This is a genomic window from Halopseudomonas xinjiangensis, assembly GCF_900104945.1.
Lineage (GTDB): Bacteria > Pseudomonadota > Gammaproteobacteria > Pseudomonadales > Pseudomonadaceae > Halopseudomonas > Halopseudomonas xinjiangensis.
This window is the reverse complement of record NZ_LT629736.1, coordinates 3249601-3263240: the sequence shown is the minus strand read 5'-3', so window position 1 is coordinate 3263240 and position 13640 is coordinate 3249601. Positions and strand designations below refer to the sequence as shown.

Genomic DNA, 13640 nt, shown 5'->3' with positions numbered 1-13640 from the left:
TCATACCGCCGTCAGGAACGAGACGCCGACGGCGCCATAGAAGTTGTCGGCGCGCTTCGGACCCTCACCGAAGTGCCCATAGTCGTCGTCGGTGACCCGGCGTAGCCTGTGACGATGGAAGCTGCTGACCAGCTCCTTCATGGGCACCACCTGCCGATATCCCTCGCTGTACAGCGATGCATGCAGGGCTGGCAGGCGATACCACGGCGCAACCGGCTTTTCGTGATGGGCGTTGTGGTAGGAGAAGTTGAGCAGCAGCAGATTGAGTGCTGGCCAGCGCAGCGAGACCAGATTGCTGAAGGTGTTTTGCTGTTCGTAGGCACGGTCTCGCAGCTTGTCTGCCGGTATGTCGCCTTCTTCCAGCACGGCGAAGGCGTCGTAGGTGTGCTGATAGGCATCGGTAAAGCGCAGCACGGTGATCATGACCAGCCAGGCCACCGCATAGAGCACCAGCGCCGCAAAAGACAACCAGCCGAGCAGGGCAAAGGCGGCCGTACGCACCACCAGGGTGGCGGCGACCGCGGGACGGCGGGCACGTTGTTTCTCGCTGTCGCTGAGGAACGGCAGCAGGATGACGTAGCCATGCAGCAGTAATTCGACGGCAGGTATGTAGGCCCACTCCAGCGCCAGAATCAGCTTGCGCACCCAGCCGGGCAGACCGTTGATGAACTGCTTGCTGTCAAACGTGAGTACATCGGCCCGGTCCACGTGGTGGCGCATGTGCTTGCGGCGCAGATCCTGGAATTCGGCATAACAGCCACCGGTCATCCAGCTGTATACCGCGCCAGCGCGAGCGTTGTGCTGCGGTGCACTGAAGATCGTGCCGTGCGCGAATTCATGCATCAGGTAGGCACCGATGATCATCGCATGCGCCAGCAGTAGCGTCCCGCCTGCCTTAAGCAGCCAGGAATCAGCGAGCAACAGACCGAGGCCGACAACGTAGCCGGCAAGACTATAGGTCATGGCAAGGATGTTGGGCAGCGGACCGTCGCTATAACGGAACAGCGGCTTGCGCTTGGCAGCGCGCCCGGCAGTGGATGTGGATGTGGTCATGGCTCCTCCGGTTGACAATGCATCGGATGCCGCCGACGGCAGCATCCGGCTTGCCTCTGGGTTATTCGGTCAGGGCTTCAACGAAGCTGGCATCGAAGGTGTCGGCGAAGTCAGGCGCCGCCTGAATTTGCTGGTTCTTCACCAGGATGTCAGCGATGACTGCTCCGCTGCCGAAGAACGACGTGGTGTCATCCGACTGCTCGAAACTTTTCGCCATCTCGTCCAGGGGTAGGTTGTAGGCACCTTCCATCTGCTCGACCGCTTCCTCAGGCATTACACCAAGCACCTTAGCGATGATCCTGGCCGATTCATCCGGATTGGCCTGCATGTATTCCAGCCCTGCCTGGTACCCCTGGATCATCGCCTTGATCGCCTCCGGGCGCTTCTCGATCATGCTCTGGTCGAACACCAGCACGTCGGTGATCAGGCCAGGCGCGTCCTTGGAGGAATACACGACGTGGTATTTCTCGCCGTTGCCCATCCCCAAAATCTGCGACACGTTCGGCTCGTAGGTCACCCCGATCGGCAGGCTGCCGGAGGCCATGGCACCTGGAATGCCTTCGGGCGTCATGTTGACCGGGCGAATGTCTTTCTCAGTCATGCCGTTGGTCTGCAGCGCGTAGGCCAGCAGGAAATCCGAAGGAGACAGCGGGTTGTAGCCAACCGGCTTGCCCTTGAAGTCAGCGATCGAGGTGATCGACTTTTCCGCCACGATGGCGTCGCCGCCGTTGGAGAAATCAATTGGCATCACCACTCGGTGCTTGAGACCCTTCGCAACCGAGCCCACCACCTGGTCGTAGGTGAGCATCCCGCCGTCGACCGCCCGGCTGGCAATGGCCGAAGGAATCAGTGCAGGGTCATTGAAAAACTGCAGGTCGACATCCAGGCCGTGATCCTTGTACAGATCAAGCTCATCAGCTACGTAGAACGGACCGTAGCCGGCCCAGACGACGGTTCCGATCTTCAGCGTCTCGGCCGCCTGGGTAGCGACAGGTGCGATGGCGGATACGCTTGCCAGGCCGATGCCAAGCAGAGTCTTGCGAAAGCAACGCAGCATTGCGACGGTCATGTGTGCAACTCCTACACGGTGAGAAAAAGCACGGGATCGCGTCGTCATGACGATCTCCCGGGCTTTTATCCCGCCGTGTAGCTTCCTGATCCGTGGAAGCCGGAAAACTCTCGGACCAGACATCTGCGTCCTGCAGACCGGAACCCTAGTTCGCCTAAGTACCACTCCAATATGTGTGATGCGCCATGACGTGCAGATGACTCATCCCGCTTCACCAGAGGTTTTGCATGGTTGATGCCAACTTTGCCGAAGCCGGCGCAAACGCCTCTACACCGCGGCCCAGAGTCCGAGCCAGACACGTTTCAGGGTAATGGGGAAAGGGCAAAACACGGGGGAAACGCTCGAAAAGAGGGCGGCATGGGCTGGCGCGGTGCAACACGCCGGCCTGCCGAGGTGAGGAACTTACATCTGCTGCACGCTGGTGATCTGGTCAGCTAGGCGCATCGTTTCGTTCTTTTCCAGGTCGTAGATTTTCTGCGCGAGCTCCCTGGCCTCGGGCACGGCGCCTTTGCTGACCATGCTTTCCCAGACTTCGATGACCTGATTATGCACATCGAAGATCTCAGCACTGATCGCATCGAAGTCCATGCTGCCGAAATCGATGTCACGTGTGCGTGAATCAGGCGGAAGCGTCTCGGTGATCTGCTCGTACAACCAGGTCTTCAGCGCATTGGCATCAGCCTGCTTCTTGAACCCTTCGACTTCCTTGGCAAGCGTACGCTCGTGGTCGATCAGGTATTCCAAAACCCACTTGGCGCGCTCATCGGACTGCTGCGGCAGGCCCTTCTCCATGGAGTCGGCGAGATTGTTGTGAAACAGGGTGGTCCATTCGGTCAGGTACTGGAACGTCTGCGCTTTCATGGCATTTCCTTCCTGGTTGAGTCTGTGCTAGACGGTTGGGTCTGTGCTAGATAGGACCCTGGCTGGCCACGCAAGGTTCGCCTGATACAGATGCAGTAACCTTTGCGAGCGGACTCGATCGGTCAGTCGCCGCCCTGCAGCGTCGCGATAATGCGTCGGGCGCCGCCCTGCTCGCGATGCTCGCCCAGGTAGACGCCCTGCCAGGTGCCCATCGCCAGTCTGCCTTCGGTGACAGGAATGCTGAGCTGAACGCCGAGCAGGCTGCTCTTGACGTGCGCCGTCATGTCATCCGGCCCTTCGTAGGTGTGTTTGAAATAAGGCGTGTCGTCCGGGACCAGCCGGCGCAGGAAAGCTTCAAGATCACCCATCACCAGCGGGTCGGCATTTTCGTTGATGCTTAGCGATGCGGACGTGTGCTGCAACCATAGGTGCAGCAGCCCGGCGCGGACCTCGGACAGCTCCGGGAAGACGTCGACGATCTCGTCGGTGACGATATGAAACCCTCTGGCGCGTGGACGCAGGCGAATCATGCGTTGTAGCCACATGGCATTGCTCCTCCATACTGCGAAAACAGACAGGGCGCCATATGGCGCCCTGTCTGTTGGATGAGTATCCCAGCGTGAAGTTTACTTCTTGCTGCTGGTGAACTCCGGGTAGGCTTCCATACCGCACTCGGATATATCCACCCCTTCGTACTCTTCTTCTTCGCTGACACGGATGCCCATGACAGCCTTGAGGATGCCCCAGACGATCAGGCTGGCGATGAAGACCCAGAGGAAGATGGTCACGATGCCCATCAGCTGCGCGCCGATGGTCGCGTCATCGTTGGTCAGGCAGACCGCCAGCAGGCCCCAGATACCGACCACACCGTGGACCGAGATGGCACCGACCGGATCGTCGATCTTCAGCTTGTCCAGACCCAGGATCGAGAACACCACGATCACGCCACCGACTGCGCCGATCAGCGTCGCCTGGAAGCCACCGGGGGTCAGCGGCTCGGCAGTGATCGCCACCAGACCGGCCAGCGCGCCGTTGAGCGCCATGGTCAGGTCAGCCTTGCCGAACAGGATGCGGGCGACGACCAGAGCGGCGATCAGGCCGCCAGCGGCTGCGGCGTTGGTGTTCAGGAAGATCTGCGCAACGGCGTTGGCATCTTCGATGTTGGACACTACCAGCTGCGAGCCACCATTGAAGCCGAACCAGCCCAGCCACAGGATGAAGGTACCCAGTGTGGCCAGCGGCAGATTGGCGCCGGGAATGGCATTGATATGGCCATTCGCATGATATTTGCCCTTACGAGCACCCAGCAGCAACACACCGGCAAGCGCGGCGGTAGCGCCACACAGGTGAACCACACCGGAGCCTGCAAAGTCGAGGAAACCAGCTTCGTTGAGGAAGCCGCCGCCCCACTTCCAGAAGCCCTGGATCGGGTAGATGAAACCAGTCATGATCACGGCGAAAACCAGGAACGCAAACAACTTCATGCGCTCTGCAACGGCACCGGACACGATGGACATCGCCGTAGCAACGAACACGACCTGGAAGAAGAAGTCGGAGCGAGCCGAGTAGTAGGGGGCGTCATCACCACCTGCCAGTACGTCCTCAGCGGTGTTCTCAGCACCAATCAGCAATCCGAAGCTCGGGAAGATGCCGCCTTCCGGGCTGGAATACATGATGTGGTAGCCGATCAGCAAATACATGGTGCAGGCGATCGAATACAGCGCCACGTTCTTGGTCAGGATTTCGGTAGTGTTCTTGGCGCGGACTAGGCCGGATTCGAGCATGGCGAAACCGGCCGCCATCCACATGACCAGCGCACCGCAGATCAGAAAGTAAAACGTATCAAGCGCGTACTTGATCTGTACGATATCTTCCATAATAAGCCCCCCAATTAGGCTTAGTTACTTCATGTAATGAACTGAACGCCTCAGATCGCGTCGGTATCGGTCTCGCCGGTACGGATGCGGATGGCCTGCTCCAGATTGACTACGAAGATCTTGCCGTCGCCGATCTTGCCGGTGTTGGCAGCCTTGGTAATGGCTTCGATGACGCGGTCGAGCATGTCATCGCCAATGGCCACATCGATCTTGACCTTGGGCAGGAAGTCGACCACGTATTCCGCACCGCGATACAGCTCGGTATGGCCTTTCTGCCGACCGAAGCCTTTCACCTCGGTGACGGTAATACCCTGCACGCCGATTTCGGAAAGCGCTTCCCGAACATCGTCCAGCTTGAATGGCTTGATTACAGCCGTTACTAGTTTCATGTTGATACTCCCGTGTTATCGACTGCCCTGGGGGACAGGACAAGTCTATGCCGAGTTAGCGACTTTTAGAAACGGACAATGCACAGACGCTGTCGCAGTGGTCCGCTCCGTGGACAGCAGCGAGTCCTTCAACGGCCGACGAGCCACAGGGCAACTGCTTCATCTTCTTATGCGCTCCTCAGATGCGTACTGCAAAGTCATGCTGGCTCTGCGCCCTATACCCAAATTGGGTCATCGAACCGCAGGCAGCTGAGCAGTGCTTTGCAGAATCCCTGCCAGTTTGTGTTTTTCGTTTACGATCAGATAGTTATAGGCTTTCAAAGCGAACCATGGCGTCTTTCCGCGGAGAATGGCGCACCATACCGGTGCACCGTGCATGCTCAAGGTGCGCTATTTGCGCTCACGGATGAGACGGGGTCCGAAAAAGGCTTTGGAGTGGCTGTGCTAGAATCACGCCCAATACCGGTACGTCCGCCCGCTTCCTGTCATTACGGGACTTACGCCATGTTGCCCAAAGATTTCATTGATGCCGTTACCAGCCAGGCCAGCCGCCTTTTTTCGGGCGAGCACAGTTCGCCCGGCCCGGAGTTGGAAAAGCGCGTCAAAGCCGTGCTGCAGAGCGCGCTTTCCAAGCTCGATGTAGTCAGCCGTGAGGAGTTCGACACCCAGCAGGTCGTGCTGCTACGTACTCGCGAACGGCTCGAAGCCCTGGAGAAACGTGTCGCCGACCTGGAGCGGACCGATAAGCCGGACGACGACGTCCCGCAACCGCCCGCCTGATCCCTCGGCGGGCCTGATCAAGGAGCGATCATGACCCTTGCCATCGTGCACAGTCGCGCCAAGCTCGGCGTCCAGGCGCCAACCGTGACAGTAGAAGTGCATCTCGCCAATGGGATGCCCAGCCTGACCCTGGTTGGTCTCCCGGAGACCGCTGTCAGAGAGAGCAAGGACCGGGTGCGCAGCGCCCTGCAGAATGCTCGCCTGGATTTTCCCAGCCTCAAACGCATTACGATCAACCTGGCGCCTGCCGATCTGCCGAAGGAAGGCGGGCGCTTCGATCTGGCGATCGCCCTGGGGCTGCTCGCCGCCAGCGGACAAATCCCACCTGACAGCCTCGAACACTGCGAATGCCTCGGCGAACTTGCGCTATCGGGCGAGCTGCGCGCAGTGCAGGGCGTGCTTCCTGCCGCAATGGCCTGCCGCGAGGCTGGACGAACGCTGCTGCTGCCGCGCGCCAACGCCGCGGAAGCCGCCATGGTACGTGGCGTACGTATCGTCGCCGCAGACCATCTGCTGGAGCTATGCGAACATCTGCGTGGCGAGCGCGAGTTGCCATCCGTCCCGGCTCATACCAGCGTGCCTGTCAGCCACTATTCCGATCTGGGTGACGTTCAGGGTCAGGCGCAGGCGAAGCGTGCTTTGATCGTGGCTGCCAGCGGCGCGCACAACCTCTTGCTATTCGGCCCGCCGGGCACCGGCAAGACGTTGCTGGCGAGTCGACTACCCGGCTTGCTGCCACCGCTGCGCGAAGACGAAGCGCTCGAAGTCGCGGCAGTGCAGTCGGTTTGCGGCCGCGGCCCGATGGTCCAGTGGCCGACCCGACCTTTTCGCGCGCCCCATCATGGTGCATCGGCGGCAGCGCTTGTCGGCGGCGGCAGCCAACCGCGTCCCGGCGAGATAAGCCAGGCCCATCACGGCGTGCTGTTTCTGGATGAACTGCCCGAGTTCGACCGCAAGGTGCTGGAGATGCTGCGCGAGCCCATGGAGTCGGGGGCGGTGCATATCGCCCGGGCGCGCGAACAGCTCACGTTCCCGGCGCGCTTCCAGCTGATCGCTGCCATGAACCCTTGCCCCTGCGGCTACCAAGGTGACCCATCCGGACGCTGCCGCTGTTCGGCCGAACAGGTCGAGCGTTATCGCAATAAGCTTTCCGGACCCTTGCTGGACCGTATCGATCTGCATCTGGCCATGCATAACGAGCCGTTCAGTCTCGAACACAGCGGGAATAACCGCCCCACCACCGCCGAAGCCGCAGCGGATGTAGCCAGGGCGAGGACTATCCAGCTGCAGCGCCAGGGGTGTCTGAATGCCCATCTGGACCTCGCTTCGCTGCGCGACTTCTGCGCAGTGAGCACCGATGACGCGCGCTGGATGGAGAAGGCCATTGAGCGGCTGGGACTGTCACGCCGCGCCAGCCATAGGGCATTGAAGGTAGCTAGAACGCTGGCAGACCTTGAGGGGACCGACGCGATTGAGCGTGGCCATCTGGCCGAGGCGCTGCAGTATCGGCAACTGGATCGCCAGCCAGGGCACTGAAGCTCAGGGGTCGTTGGCCCGTGCGTCGTCGCGGCCCATGCTGTATGCGTCGAGGAAATAACAGAGCTCTTCGAAGGCCAATGCCGGGCTGATGAAAAACCCCTGCACCTGGTCACAACCGAGCTGGCGCAGCAGCTCAAGCTGCTGACGATGTTCAACGCCTTCGGCGACCACCTCCAACCCCAGGCTATGACCCATCTCGATCATCGCACTTACCAGTTGGCGATCGCCGTCACGGTGTGCAATGCCTTTCACGAAGCTGCGGTCCAGCTTGAGGAGGTTGATCGGCAGGCGGTGCAGATGAACGAAGGAAGAAAAACCGGTACCGAAATCGTCGAGCGAGAATCGCACACCCAGGCCGGTCATCCCGGTCATGGTCATCTGCACTTGCTCGGGGTGCTGCATGACCGCGGTTTCGGTAAGTTCGAACTCGAGCAGATGCGGGTCGATGCCGGTCTTTTCCAGCAAGCGCTTGACCGTTGGCAGCAGTTGGCTGTCCTGGAACTGCCGGAAGGACATGTTCACCGCGACATGAATGTTGTCGAGGCGCCGTCGCCGCAGCTGGGTCAGATCATGACAGGCGCGGGCGATGACCCAGTAGCCCATCGGTACGATCAGACCACTCTCTTCGGCCAAGGGAATGAATTCATTCGGTCCAAGCAGACCGCGTTCGGGATGTCGCCAGCGAATGAGGCCTTCGAGACCCACGATGTTGCCGCTGCGCAGATCCACGCGCGGCTGGTAGTGCAGCTCGAACTGGTTGCGCCTTAGCGCTTGACGCAGTGCGCCTTCGAATTCGATCAGGCTGCTGGCCTGCAGATTGATGCGGTCGTCATAGAAGTGAAAGTTGCAGCCACGATGGGCCTTGGCCTGCTGCATGGCCATGTTGGCATGCAATATCAGGCTGTCGACGGTCTGGCCGCCGTCGGGATACGTGGCGATGCCGATGCTGCAGCCGAGCAGCAGGCTTTCACGATCGACCGAAAATGGCTCGGCCAGCTCATTGGTGATCTTCTGCGCCACCTGCAACAAATTACCCGGACTACTGAAGTCCTCGACGATCACACCGAACTCGTCGCTCCCCATACGGCCGATGGTATCAGTATTGCGCAGTACCCCCCGCAGGCGCGCGACCACTTCGCAGATGATGCTATCGCCAGCGCCATGGCCTAGCGTGTCGTTCACATGGCGGAAATTATCGAGGTCGATAAACAGCACTGCCAGAGGCTGATTGGTGCGTAGTGCGCGGCGCATCCCCTGTTTGAGCCGGTCATGCAGCATCTGCCGGTTACAGGTGCCGGTCAGCGGATCGTAGCTGGCGGCATGGTCGAGGGCAGTGCGTAGCGCATGCCGTTCGATCGCATAGTTCAGGCATCGCATCAGTTCGCTGGCGCTGGCCTGATCCCAGATACTGTCGGCGATGCTGGAAGGCAGGGGATTGAAATCAGGTTCGGAGGAGAGGCAGATCAGCGGGACGCTGCAGTCACGAAGGGGGTCAAGGAACGATTTGCGCGCCATCACGGCGCTTACCGCGCCCTGGGCGATCATCGGCTGGACCTGCTCCCAATCGTCGCAGAGCAGCAGTTCGAAGGGCGCTGACTTGATAGCCGACAGCCTGCGGCACAGGAGCAAATGAGCACCCGGGTCGCTATCGAGCAACACAATACGCTGCATCGGACGGTCGGCAGACAATCGATCCCCCACGGATCTATCAAAAAACATCGTGAAATTAGATATATAGACAAGCTTTATAAAGTAGCTTGTTCGAAAAATAAAGATACATCCCTAGACTATCGTCCGACCGCCGCGCTGTCGAGCATCGTTTGGACTGCTAGAATGCGCGGCCAACGCAGGAGACGACGCGGTGTCCACTCTCAATCCCAGACAACAGGAAGCCGTCCGCTACATCAGCGGTCCGCTACTGGTACTTGCCGGTGCCGGCAGTGGCAAGACCAGTGTGATCACGCGCAAGATCGCCTATCTGGTACGCGAGTGCGGGATCAAGGCGCAGTACATCGTTGCGGTGACCTTTACCAACAAGGCCGCGCGCGAGATGAAAGAACGTGTCGGTCAGTTGATCAAGGGCGGTGACGCGCGCGGCCTTACCGTGTCGACCTTTCACAATCTGGGTTTGAATATCATCCGCAAGGAACACAAGCGGCTCGGCTACAAGCCAGGGTTTTCGATCTTCGACCAGCAGGACGCCAACGCGCTGATTACCGACCTGATGCATCGGGACTATGGCGCAGACGACGGTATCGAGGGCATCCAGTCACAGATATCGGCCTGGAAGAATGACCTGGTCACCCCCGAGCAGGCCCTGGCCCAGGCGAAATCGCCTGCCGAGCAGACCGCCGCCAGTGTGTACACGCATTACAACCGCACCCTCAAGGCCTACAACGCGGTCGATTTCGACGATCTGATCCTGATCCCGGTCGTGCTGTTTCGTGAACATCCGGACGTGCTGGAGAAATGGCAGTTTCGCATCCGCTATATGCTGGTCGATGAATATCAGGACACCAATGCCAGCCAGTATCTACTGGTGAAGATGCTGGTTGGTAATCAGGCGCGGTTTACCGTGGTCGGCGACGATGACCAGTCGATCTACGCCTGGCGTGGGGCGCGGCCGGAGAACCTGGCACAGCTCAAGGAAGATTTCCCGTCGCTGAAGGTGGTCATGCTCGAGCAGAACTACCGCTCGACCAGCCGCATCCTGCGCGCCGCCAATACGCTGATTGCCAATAACCCGCACGTGTTCGAGAAACAGCTGTGGAGCGAACTCGGCTACGGCGACCCGATCCGCGTGGTCCGTTGCCGCAACGAGGAGGCCGAGGCGGAGCGGGTGGCTACGGATATCCAGACCTTGCACCTCAAGCACAAGCTGGCCTGGCGCGACATCGCCATTCTCTACCGAGGCAACCACCAGTCGCGCCTCATCGAGCTGAAGCTGCAGCACCACCAGATTCCCTACCATCTCAGCGGCGGCACGAGTTTTTTCAGCCGTCAGGAAGTGAAGGATCTGATGGCCTATTTCCGCCTGCTGGTGAATCAGGATGATGACAACGCGCTACTGCGGGTGATCAACGTACCGCGCCGGGAAATCGGCCCGGCGACGCTGGAAAAGCTCGGCAACTATGCCAACGACCGGCAGGTCAGCCTGTTCCAGGCCTGTGCGGAAATGGGCCTGGCCGAGCACCTCGAGCCACGCTACCTGGAGCGGCTGCAGCGCTTTCAGCGCTGGTTGGACGGCATACGCACCCGTTGCGCCAAGGAAGAACCAATCGGCGTGCTGCGCGACATGGTGCTGGATCTGGACTATGAAAACTGGATTCGCCAGAACTGCTCCAGCGACGAGATCGCCGCCAAGCGCATGGGCAATGTCTGGTTCCTGCTCGATGCGTTGAAGACCACCATCGAGCGTGACGAAACCGGAGAAACGGACATCGAGGACGCTATCTCCAAATTGGTACTGCGCGACATGCTCGAGCGGCACGAGGAAGAAGAGGACACCGACCGGGTGCAGCTGATGACGCTGCATGCTTCCAAAGGCCTGGAATATCCGCACGTCTATATTCTCGGGATGGAAGAGGAAATCCTGCCGCATCGCTCGAGTATCGAGGCGGACAGTGTCGAGGAGGAGCGCCGCCTGGCCTACGTAGGCATCACCCGGGCCAAGCGCAATCTCACGTTCACGTTCGCCGCGCGCCGCCGTCAGTTTGGCGAAGTGATCGACTGTCTGCCGAGCCGCTTTCTGGATGAGCTGCCAAAGGAAGATCTGGAGTGGGAGGGCACCGACGACGCGCCCGTGGAGCAGAAGCAGGCCCGCGGACGCAACGCATTGGCCGACATCCGCAGCATGCTGAAAAGCTGAGAATCAAGCACAAAAAAGCCACCCGAAGGTGGCTTTCCGATACTGCGAAACGCTTATTCCAGGCCGGACATGTGCTGAACGGCAGCGGCGATTTCCTCGTCCGAACAATCGGCACAGGTACCTTTCGGCGGCATCGCACCAATACCGGTGATGGCCGACTGGACCAGCTCGTCGAAGCTGCCATTGTGGTTGGCCAGGCGACTCTCCCAGGCAGCGCTATCGCCCATCTTCGGGGCACCGAGAACGCCAGCGCCGTGACAGGCTGTGCAGAACTTGCCGTAGACTTCCTCCCCCGACCGCGCGCCGCCACCGGACGCACCCGCAGTGCTCGGGCCGGCTTCTTCGGCACACGGCTGACCCACATAGCAGACATCGCCGTAGGGCTTGATGCGCTCGGCGATCTCGTCGTCGGTGGCCGCGAAAGCACTGCCGGCAGCCAGAGCAAGCAAGGCCGCAGAGGCAGCCAGAAGTTTTTTCACAGTCGTCACCTTATACATCCTCATCATCGCTATAGGTAGCAGCCTGGGTACGATGCCCGGACAATGTGCGCGAGTATACCGGTAAACCCACAGGCGACAAAATAGCCCCGCCGCGCAAAGCCGCGCAGGGCGGCCAATCGCCGCAGCACGAGCGCGTTTCCCACCAGCAGGCATGGACGTTCCCACCGACAATGCGTATTATTGCGGCCCTGCAATGCACCCGTAGCTCAGCTGGATAGAGTACTGCCCTCCGAAGGCAGGGGTCACAGGTTCGAATCCTGTCGGGTGCGCCAATCAAACTAAAAAGCCCAGCGAAAGCTGGGCTTTTTAGTTTGAAAAGGTGTATCGGACGGTAGATTCGAACCTGTCGTTCGACAAATCGCGAAGCGATTTGGGCGGAGCCGTACAGCGGCGACGGGGCGAAGCCCCAAAAATCGCTAAAGCGATTTGGGCGGAGCCGTACAGCGGCGACGGGGCGAAGCCCCAAGAATCGCTAAAGCGATTCGCAGCCAATCCTTTCGAGCTAGTTCCCCAACGACACGATCCAACGACCCGAACCTGTCGTTCAGCACACCTCAATCTGCCGCCACAGCTTCGAAAACCGACCGTTCTGGCTCTTTGTTTTCCATAGCCTGAAATAGCGCTATCAATTCGCCACTAAAGAGCGCACTGTCCGGCCTCTTCTCCCTCACCCATCACCCTCACCGTCCTCGCTATGTCCGTTCGGCAGCAGTCGACGAATATCCGCGATTCCCTCGCCTCTCTTTCCTACCTGGAATGTCATGCTCGAATTTGTCGGCGCCTTGATCGGGTTCCTATCTGTGATGTCTGTCGTGCTGCTGTACATTTCGATTCGCTAACGCGCGGGCAGGAAAACCGCGAAACCTGAGATGACACTCGGACCTTTTGGCCAGACGCGCGCCGACTCCGAGTGGATTGACCCTCTCGCCGCATGAGATGTCAGACAAGGCACAGTCATCGATCTCAGAACGGACTTCATGCTAGCGACCTTCCTCGCCACTCTCGCCTTCATCCTCGTCCATTTGTACACCGAACGCCTGCGCTTTCTCCATGGCACGCCCAGGAGCCGCTGGCTGTCGATGGCCGGCGGGGTCTCGGTGGCCTATGTGTTCATTCATCTGCTGCCAGAGCTGGCACGAGGTCAGGAGGTGATAGAAGAGGCGCGATTCGATCTGCTCAGCTACCTGGAGCACCACACCTATCTGCTGGCACTCTCCGGCCTGGTGTGTTTCTACGGCCTCGAGCAGGCGATGAAGGTCCATCGGCGCAAACTGCCGCCCGGTGCGCCGCCGCCCTCCAGCGTGTTCTGGCTGCATATCGCCTCGTTCAGCGCCTACAACGTCTTGATTGGCTATCTGCTGGTGCACCGCGAAGAACCAGGTCTCGGCAATCTGGTCCTGTTCACGGTCGCGCTGGGGCTGCATTTCATGGTCAATGATTTCGGTCTGCAGCAGGACCACAAGTCGCTGTTTCGACAGCGCGGGCGCTGGGTACTCTCGGTTGCCGTGCTGGCCGGCTGGGCCCTTGGGCAGGCCATCGAACTATCCGAACTCGCCACGTCCGCCGCGATCGCTTTCCTGACCGGTAGCGTCGTGCTCAACGTCCTGAAGGAAGAACTGCCAGAAGAGCGCGAAAGCCGCTTCAGCGCTTTCCTCGCGGGCACAGTAGCCTACGCGGCGCTGCTTCTGATGTTGTGATTGCCCA

Annotated in this window: 12 protein-coding genes, 1 tRNA gene and 1 riboswitch; of the genes, 5 read left to right on the top strand and 8 right to left on the bottom strand. The window is 59.9% G+C overall.

What is annotated here, in order from left to right:
• The 6 genes from BLT85_RS15325 to glnK all read right to left on the bottom strand — a co-directional run bounded on the left by BLT85_RS15325 (position 1) and on the right by glnK (position 5249).
• The gene (locus tag BLT85_RS15325; protein ID WP_093396595.1) at positions 1-1053 is read right to left on the bottom strand and encodes a fatty acid desaturase family protein; all 1053 of its coding nucleotides are present in this window, start codon (positions 1051-1053) and stop codon (positions 1-3) included.
• Between the two features lie 61 nt (positions 1054-1114).
• Positions 1115-2122 (bottom strand): ABC transporter substrate-binding protein, encoded by a 1008-nt coding sequence (locus tag BLT85_RS15320; RefSeq protein ID WP_093396594.1) that lies wholly within the window; start codon positions 2120-2122, stop codon positions 1115-1117.
• A 52-nt stretch (positions 2123-2174) separates the two neighbouring features.
• Positions 2175-2282, bottom strand: a riboswitch (guanidine-I (ykkC/yxkD leader).
• Positions 2283-2524: 242 nt separating this feature from the next.
• Entirely contained in the window at positions 2525-2983 is a 459-nt protein-coding gene (locus BLT85_RS15315) for a hypothetical protein (protein WP_093396593.1), read from the bottom strand.
• A 122-nt stretch (positions 2984-3105) separates the two neighbouring features.
• Positions 3106-3528 (bottom strand): secondary thiamine-phosphate synthase enzyme YjbQ, encoded by a 423-nt coding sequence (locus BLT85_RS15310; protein WP_093396592.1) that lies wholly within the window; start codon positions 3526-3528, stop codon positions 3106-3108.
• An 81-nt stretch (positions 3529-3609) separates the two neighbouring features.
• Positions 3610-4860, bottom strand: coding sequence for an ammonium transporter (locus BLT85_RS15305; protein WP_093396591.1), 1251 nt, complete (start codon positions 4858-4860; stop codon positions 3610-3612).
• 50 nt (positions 4861-4910) lie between these two features.
• Complete coding sequence (gene glnK / locus BLT85_RS15300; protein WP_093396590.1) at positions 4911-5249, bottom strand: P-II family nitrogen regulator; 339 nt, start codon at positions 5247-5249, stop codon at positions 4911-4913.
• Between the two features lie 504 nt (positions 5250-5753).
• Here glnK and BLT85_RS15295 point away from each other — a divergent pair.
• Entirely contained in the window at positions 5754-6029 is a 276-nt protein-coding gene (locus BLT85_RS15295; RefSeq protein ID WP_093396589.1) for an accessory factor UbiK family protein, read from the top strand.
• Positions 6030-6059: 30 nt separating this feature from the next.
• On the top strand, positions 6060-7565 hold the full coding sequence (locus BLT85_RS15290) for a YifB family Mg chelatase-like AAA ATPase (protein WP_093396588.1): 1506 nt from the start codon (positions 6060-6062) through the stop codon (positions 7563-7565).
• Between the two features lie 3 nt (positions 7566-7568).
• Here BLT85_RS15290 and BLT85_RS15285 read toward each other — a convergent pair whose 3' ends face one another.
• Complete coding sequence (locus tag BLT85_RS15285; RefSeq protein ID WP_093396587.1) at positions 7569-9239, bottom strand: putative bifunctional diguanylate cyclase/phosphodiesterase; 1671 nt, start codon at positions 9237-9239, stop codon at positions 7569-7571.
• A 190-nt stretch (positions 9240-9429) separates the two neighbouring features.
• Here BLT85_RS15285 and rep point away from each other — a divergent pair, with 190 nt between their 5' ends.
• Positions 9430-11436 (top strand): DNA helicase Rep, encoded by a 2007-nt coding sequence (gene rep / locus BLT85_RS15280; RefSeq protein WP_093396586.1) that lies wholly within the window; start codon positions 9430-9432, stop codon positions 11434-11436.
• Between the two features lie 53 nt (positions 11437-11489).
• On the opposite strand, the gene BLT85_RS15275 is transcribed toward rep, so the two are convergent.
• Entirely contained in the window at positions 11490-11924 is a 435-nt protein-coding gene (locus BLT85_RS15275) for a c-type cytochrome (RefSeq protein ID WP_093397823.1), read from the bottom strand.
• Positions 11925-12131: 207 nt separating this feature from the next.
• On the opposite strand from BLT85_RS15275, the gene BLT85_RS15270 reads away from it, so the two are divergent.
• Positions 12132-12208: transfer RNA gene (locus BLT85_RS15270), tRNA-Arg, on the top strand.
• 705 nt (positions 12209-12913) lie between these two features.
• Entirely contained in the window at positions 12914-13633 is a 720-nt protein-coding gene (locus tag BLT85_RS15265; RefSeq protein WP_093396585.1) for a hypothetical protein, read from the top strand.
• Positions 13634-13640: the final 7 nt, after the last annotated feature.

Excerpts from the sequence above, each read along its gene's own strand:
- BLT85_RS15265 (WP_093396585.1), top strand. The coding sequence starts at position 12,914 with ATGCTAGCGACCTTCCTCGCCACTCTCGCCTTCATCCTCGTCCATTTG.
- BLT85_RS15315 (WP_093396593.1), bottom strand. The coding sequence starts at position 2,983 with ATGAAAGCGCAGACGTTCCAGTACCTGACCGAATGGACCACCCTGTTT.
- BLT85_RS15305 (WP_093396591.1), bottom strand. The coding sequence starts at position 4,860 with ATGGAAGATATCGTACAGATCAAGTACGCGCTTGATACGTTTTACTTT.
- BLT85_RS15285 (WP_093396587.1), bottom strand. The coding sequence starts at position 9,239 with ATGCAGCGTATTGTGTTGCTCGATAGCGACCCGGGTGCTCATTTGCTC.
- BLT85_RS15320 (WP_093396594.1), bottom strand. The coding sequence starts at position 2,122 with ATGACCGTCGCAATGCTGCGTTGCTTTCGCAAGACTCTGCTTGGCATC.
- BLT85_RS15325 (WP_093396595.1), bottom strand. The coding sequence starts at position 1,053 with ATGACCACATCCACATCCACTGCCGGGCGCGCTGCCAAGCGCAAGCCG.
- glnK (WP_093396590.1), bottom strand. The coding sequence starts at position 5,249 with ATGAAACTAGTAACGGCTGTAATCAAGCCATTCAAGCTGGACGATGTT.
- BLT85_RS15295 (WP_093396589.1), top strand. The coding sequence starts at position 5,754 with ATGTTGCCCAAAGATTTCATTGATGCCGTTACCAGCCAGGCCAGCCGC.
- BLT85_RS15290 (WP_093396588.1), top strand. The coding sequence starts at position 6,060 with ATGACCCTTGCCATCGTGCACAGTCGCGCCAAGCTCGGCGTCCAGGCG.
- BLT85_RS15310 (WP_093396592.1), bottom strand. The coding sequence starts at position 3,528 with ATGTGGCTACAACGCATGATTCGCCTGCGTCCACGCGCCAGAGGGTTT.